At 67.5% G+C, this 6,265-nt stretch carries 7 protein-coding genes; all 7 read right to left on the bottom strand.

Features of this window, described 5'->3' with window-relative positions; all coding sequences use genetic code 11:
* Positions 1-434: cytochrome P450 family protein (locus RJ05_RS10445; RefSeq protein WP_217998999.1), on the bottom strand; the 434-nt coding region annotated here is incomplete at its 3' end.
* Between the two features lie 158 nt (positions 435-592).
* Entirely contained in the window at positions 593-1,825 is a 1,233-nt protein-coding gene (locus tag RJ05_RS10440; protein ID WP_036536198.1) for a cytochrome P450 family protein, read from the bottom strand.
* An 11-nt stretch (positions 1,826-1,836) separates the two neighbouring features.
* Positions 1,837-3,105, bottom strand: a complete 1,269-nt coding sequence (locus RJ05_RS10435) for a cytochrome P450 family protein (RefSeq protein WP_036536196.1) — start codon at positions 3,103-3,105, stop codon at positions 1,837-1,839.
* A complete protein-coding gene (locus RJ05_RS10430; protein WP_036536192.1) occupies positions 3,102-3,707 on the bottom strand; it encodes a GTP-binding protein in 606 nt (201 codons plus the stop codon). The genes RJ05_RS10435 and RJ05_RS10430 overlap by 4 nt, the downstream gene beginning before the upstream one ends.
* A complete protein-coding gene (locus RJ05_RS10425) occupies positions 3,682-4,029 on the bottom strand; it encodes a DUF742 domain-containing protein (protein ID WP_036536190.1) in 348 nt (115 codons plus the stop codon). Before RJ05_RS10425 ends, RJ05_RS10430 begins: the two co-directional genes overlap by 26 nt.
* Positions 4,026-4,460 carry a roadblock/LC7 domain-containing protein gene (locus RJ05_RS10420; protein ID WP_036536188.1) on the bottom strand — a complete coding sequence of 145 codons (435 nt, stop codon included), beginning with the start codon at positions 4,458-4,460 and terminating at the stop codon, positions 4,026-4,028. The genes RJ05_RS10425 and RJ05_RS10420 overlap by 4 nt, the downstream gene beginning before the upstream one ends.
* The gene (locus RJ05_RS10415) at positions 4,460-6,079 is read right to left on the bottom strand and encodes an ATP-binding protein (protein WP_036536186.1); all 1,620 of its coding nucleotides are present in this window, start codon (positions 6,077-6,079) and stop codon (positions 4,460-4,462) included. The genes RJ05_RS10420 and RJ05_RS10415 overlap by 1 nt, the downstream gene beginning before the upstream one ends.
* Positions 6,080-6,265 lie beyond the last annotated feature (186 nt).

Below are 6,265 nucleotides of genomic sequence, written 5' to 3'. Positions count from 1 at the left end.
CCGGTGGCCACCCGCTGACCGATATCGGGCGGGCAGCCCAGCAGCTCGTTGAGCACCGCGAACGTCAGCGGGACGGCGTACTGGCCGATCAGATCGACGTTGCCGTCCTCGCAGAACGAGTTGATCAGCGACACCGCGATCCGCGCAACGGTGGCATGCAGACCGTGCAGATCGACCTGATTCAGTGCCCAGGTGTTGGCCGAGCGGTACCGCAGATGCTCGGCGCCGGTGGTGCGCAGCGCCGTGGTCCGGAATTCCAGCATCGGCAGCACCGGGCAATCGAGCGGAATGTCCTTCTGCCACATGCGCGGATCTGCCGGGAAATGCTCGGGATCATTGAGAATCCGCACGGCCGTGTGGTAACCGATCACCAGCGTCGCGTGAATGCCCGGGGACAGCTCCACCGGGACCAGCGGCCCGAAGCGTTCGCGCATCTCCCGATACGCGCTGTGCGGGTCGGCCGCGAATTCCGCCGAATACAGCGAAACCCGCGGCCCATCGGCATCATGGGGCGATACGTGCCGAACCGGGCACGAACCGGTGGACGCGTTCGAATGGTGCGTTGCCCAGTTGAGACTCATCAAGAAACTTGTTACCGCTCCGCGCTCAGATAAACCGGTAGGTGCTGATGGCCGTTGGAGACGAAGCTGACCACCGGTTGCAATTCGGATGGGTCGACCGCGAGTCGCAGGCCGGGGAACCGGGCGAACAACGCGGGCAGGGCGAGTTCGCCCTCCATCCGCGCCAGCGGCGACCCCAGGCAGTGGTGTGCGCCGTAGCCGAAGGCGAGATGATCCTTGTTCTTCCGGTCCAGATCGAAGACGTCGGCGCTGTCGCCGTGGACCTTCGGGTCGCGGCTGGCCGCGGCATACGAGGCCAGGATCGCCTCGCCCTTGGCGATGCGCACCCCGCCCTCGAGTTCGATGTCGTCCACGGCGTAGCGCAGCGGCAGATGCGCGACAGGCGCCTCGAACCGCAATGTCTCCTCGACGACTTCGGTCCACGACACCCGGCCCGATTCCACCGCCGCACGCTGCTCAGGATGGGTCAGCAGCGCGACGATGGCTTGGTCGAGCAGGTTGACCGTGGTCTCGTGACCGGCGTTGATGACCAGCATCAGCGTGTCGACCAGTTCCTTCTCGGTCAGCTGCGAGCCGTCTTCCTCATCGCGTGCGGCGATCAGCGCGCTGGTCAGGTCGTCGCCGGGATTCACCCGGCGATAGGTGACCAATTCGGTGACCAGCCCGTACATCTCGACGTAGTTGGCACCCGCCGCTTCTTGGCTGATCGTGGTGTCGAAATACCGGTCCACGCAGGTGCGCAGGCCCGCGTTCAGCGCCTCGGGCACGCCGAGCATCTCGGTGATGACCCGGATCGGCACCGGGTAGGCGTAATGCGCCCGCAGGTCCACCACCGCACCGGCGGGCATCGCCGCGAGCGCGTCCAGCAGCTCGGTGGTGATCTGCTCGATGCGCGGACGCAGCGCGGCGGTGCGGCGCGCGGTGAACGCCCGCGCCACCAGCCTGCGCAGTCGCCGATGCTCGGTGCCGTAGGCGGTGAACATGTTGTCAACGGCGATCCACGGGAACAGCGGCCACTCCTGGGTGATCTCGCCGTTGATGAACGCCGTCCAATGCTGACGAGGATCCTTGGACACCCGCGGATCGGCCAGCAGGCTCTTCAGCGCGGCAGCGTCGGTCACCGACCACGCGGGCACCCCGTTCGGCAGCTCCACCAGCGCCGCGGGCCCACGCTCGCGAAGCCGGACGGCCTCGCCGTGGGTATCGGCTCCCGCCATGTCCAGGACGATCGTTTCGCGCTCCATCACAGAAATCCTTAACCTATGTTCAATGGTGGGGATTCGGGGAAGACCACGGGCAGCGCGGTCAGCGCCCGGTGGAAAGGCCCTGGGCGCCAGGTCAATTCCTCCGGCGGTTCGGCCAGCTCCATCTCCGGCAGCGCATCCAGCAGCTGGTCGATGGCCTCCTGCACCACCACCAGCGCCACCGACTGCGCGGGGCAGGCGTGCGGTCCGATGCTCCACGCCAGATGCGAGCGATTGCCTGCCAGCTCACCACCGCGGATCGCCGGATCGGTATTGCAGCCGGCCAGGCTGATCAGCACCGGCTGATGCGCGGGCAGCCAGGCGTTGTCGATCAGGATCGGCTGACGCGGATAGGTGGTGCAGAAATTCGCCATCGGCGGGTCGTTGAACAGCACCTCGTCGAGCGCGTCGCGGGTCGACAGGCTACCGCCGAGCATGTCGCCGCCGAACCGATCGTCGGTGAGCATCAGCAGCAGGGTGTTGAGGATCAGGTTCTGCTGCGGTTCGAGTCCGGCGCCGTAGAAGCTGATCAGATTGGACAGCAGCTCCTCATCGTCGAGGTTCGCCGGATGCGACACCAGCACCGAGGTGACGTCGTCGCCGGGCTGGGACCGCTTGAGCTGGATGAGTTCCATCAACGCTTCGCTGAGGTAGTTCATTCCCCATTCGGCGTTGACGGTGTCGAACAGCGCGGCCATCCCGCTGGCCACCCGCTGGCCCAATTCCGGTGAGCAACCGACCAACCGGTTCAGCACCTCGAACACCAGCGGAAACGCGTACTCGGTGACCAGATCCGCCGAGCCCTTCTCACAGAAGGTGTTGATCAACGGGATGGCGATCTTCTCCACCGTGCTGTTGAGCGCGTTCAGATCGATCCTGTCGATCCCGGCGACGTAGGCCTCCCGGTACCGCGCATGCGCCGTGCCGCTGTTGCGCAGGGCGTTGGGATACCACTCCATCATCGGCTTGACCGGCGAATCCGGCGGAATGCTCGTCTGCCAGGTGCGCGGGTCGGCCGGGAAGTGGTCGGGATCGTTGAGGATCCGCACCGCCTCCTGATAGCCGATCACCAGGGTCGCGGGCACATCGGGAGCCAGATCGATCGGCACCAGCGAACCGAAACGCTTGCGCATTTCCCGGTAGGCGCGGTGCGGATCGTCGGAGAACTCCTCGGTGTACAGCGAGACCCGGGGGCCATCGGAATCGATCGGGGATCCGTGCGCGACAGGGCAACCGCTCAACGGTGCGCGCGCTGCGGTGACGGGGTTATGGGTTGTCAAAGACGAGACTCCAGTCGATGGAACAGGAATTCGACGAGCATGATCAACGAGCGCAGGCACGTGCCTCGGTCACGTGCGTCCAGAGCGGTCAGAGGCGTGTCCGGGGTGAGGTCGAGCGCGTCCCGGATCTCGGCGAGCGGGAAACGATTGGCGCCTTCGAACTCGTTGACGCCCACCGCGTACGGCACACCGCGTTCCTCGAGTACCGACAACACCTCGTCGGACTTCTCGATCCGGCGGGTGTCGACCAGGACCAGCGCGCCGAGCGCACCACGGGCCAGCTCTTCCCACAGCGGCACGAACCGCTGCTGACCCGGCGTGCCGAACAGGTACAGGGCCAGTTCGGGATTGAGCGTGATGCGCCCGAAATCCATCGCCACCGTGGTCTGCAGCTTGCCGGGCAGACCGGCCATGTCGTCGATGCCGACGCTGGCCTGGGTGATGGTTTCCTCCGTGCGAAGCGGCTTGATCTCGGAAACACTGCTGACGAAGGTGGTCTTGCCGACGCCGAAATTCCCGGCGACGAGCAGTTTCACCGATCGGGTCACGGTCTCCGGCACGTAGTCGACGGTGCGGTCAGGCCGGGAGAGCACGGAGCCCATTGAGAACCTCCTGGAGCAAAGCTATCTCCGGCAGTGATTCGGCCGGTGTGGGTATGGCGAGATGTTCGGTGTCGAGGAGGTCGGCGGCGAGGATCTTGACCACCGAGGGCGGAAGGTCCAGGTAGGCGGCTATCTCGGCGATCGACAGCGCACCACGGGCACAGACCTCGGCCACTCGCCGTGCGTCCGGGCTCGTTCCCGGCCCCGGTTTCTGCACGGCGACGACGAGGGTGACCAGGTCCAATTCACGCGTCGGACGCGAGCGTCCCCTGGTCCGCACGTAGGCGCGGACCAGGTCGGGATCACGCCGCGGCCCGCTCATGACATTTCGCCGCCGTCAACGCTCCCGCGCGGCTGGCTGCCGAGTTCGTGGCCGACGCGGTCGGCCAGCTCGTTCATCCGGTGCGCGATGAGGCCCACGTCGATGTCGGTGGTGGTGGACACCCCGAGCAGGGCGCCCTCGCCGGCCGCGGTGATGAGGATCATCCCCTGGTCGTACTCGGTCATGTTCTGCCGCACGCCGTTGCCGGTGCCGCCGCAGAACTCACCGAGCGCCTTGCCGAGTGAACGCAGACCCGACGCCGCCGCGGCGAAACGCTCCGCGTCGTCCTTGGCGACTCCGCTGGAGTGCGCGATCCGCAGCCCGTCGTCGGACAGCAGGACCGCGAAGCGGACGCCGGGAATCTCGAGGTCCTCGAGTAACCAGCCGAGCTTGTTGGTGCTGTCGGTGACAACAGTTCTCGGTGAGCCCATCAGGATGTCATCCCTTCGGTGTCGTCGGTTGCGGCAGCGCGGCCGCTCTTGGAGCCGCTCTGCCAAGCGGCGGCGATCTCGGGCCGGGGCTTGCCCGGTTCGGTGTTCGAACTGTGCGCGGCGACCGGGGGCACCACCGCGACGGCCCGGCGGCGGCGCTTGGGCAGACCACCGGTGGTGACGTCGGTCATCGTGGGCCGGTCGTCGGTGTCCGGAACGTCGGACAGCCCGGTCATCGCATTGCCCCCCGTCAATGTGGAACGCATCGGCGACTCGGTCGTGCCGCTCCCCGCGGCCGATCCGAGAGTGGTCGAACGCACGGCAGGCGACTGCCCGGTGGTGGCGGCGGGCATGCTGGTGACGGCGGCCAGCGGCGCGGATTCCCTGATCCGAGCACCGGCGGGCGCCGATTCCCCGTGCAGCACAGCGGCGGCCGGACCCGAGGGCAGCGCGGTCGGCGCCGACGACGGGCCCCCGGCGACCGGCGCGGACTCGCCCGCCTGCGGTGCATGCGGGCTGACCAGCAGGGATTCGGGGATGTACACCATGGCGCGCATACCGCCGTAGGCGTTGGGCCCGTCGATGTAGACGGTGAAGCCGTACCGGCGGGCCAGGGCCGCGATGCCGGGGAAGCCGACCTTGGGGGCGGGTCCGAGCTGGTGGATGTCGACCGAGCGCTCGTGCGCGAGCACCTGCCTTGCCTCTTCCATCTGCTCGGCGTTCATCCGCACACCGGCGTCGTCGACGATCACGGTGACGCCGTGATGGCCTTCCTGGAAGCTCACGTCGACATAGGAGGTGGGCGGGGAGTAGCGCAGCGCGTTGTCGATCAATGCGGCCAGGGTGTGCACCAGCGGTTCCACCGAACGGCTGATCACCACCCGGTCCAGCTGACCCGAACGCACCCGCAGGAAGTCGCGCACGCGGCCGATCGCGCCGCCGACCACGTCGGTCAGCGACTGCGCGGGCCAGCGGCGGCCGGGCAGGCCACCGCAGACGATCACGTAGGACTGCGCCTGGCGGATCATCTGCTGCACGGTGTGGTCGATGCGGATGAGGGTTTCGTAGACGTCGTCGTCGCGGTGTTCGCGCAGCGCGGCGCTGACCACCTGGCTCACGTCGGCGCCGAGGCTGACCACCGAGGTGCCGAACGAGCGCACCGCGGCACTGGTGGCCTCACGGGCGGCCGTTTCGGCCTTCTCGCGCTTGGCGGCCTCTTCGGCGCGCACGCTCGCCTCGGCCGCGGTGATCGCGCGGTGGGTCTGCTCCTCGGCCTCGCGGACCGCGGTGTCCCTGGTCTCGGTCTGGATTCCGCGCATGTCCTCGGCGATGCGTTCCGATACCCAGCGCATGATCTGGGCGAATCGCGAATCCTCCAGACCCTCGGGGACTTCGACGATGCCCGCGGGCTGCTCATGCCTGCGCACGGATTCGGTCAGCGACGGCAGCGTGGTGGTGGCGAACCGCTCCAGGATCTCTTCGCGGATGCCGAGGTCTCGCTCCAGCGCGTCGGCGCGGGTCTTCTGCTCCCGTACCGCCCGCACCGCGTACCAGGCCACCGCGAGGACGAGAGCAGGAGCCAAGATCCACGGAACCAGCACGGCGATATTCAGATTCATCAGCTCTCTCGTTGACGGGGCTCGAGGGAGCGCCACAAGATGCCACAGCCTGCTGCCACAGCGCTTCGTTTCGCCTTCCTCGTGACGCCCGACCATGACTGCACCCCTGGCCGGATGAGGTTTGGCGTCGGGCACCCGGCAGAGCATCGAACACCCCCGACGGCTGCCCGAAAGCAACCGCCGGAC

Source organism: Nocardia cyriacigeorgica NBRC 100375, from assembly GCF_000308555.1.
GTDB classification, from domain to species: domain Bacteria; phylum Actinomycetota; class Actinomycetes; order Mycobacteriales; family Mycobacteriaceae; genus Nocardia; species Nocardia cyriacigeorgica.
This window is presented reverse-complemented; position numbering and strand designations above follow the sequence as displayed.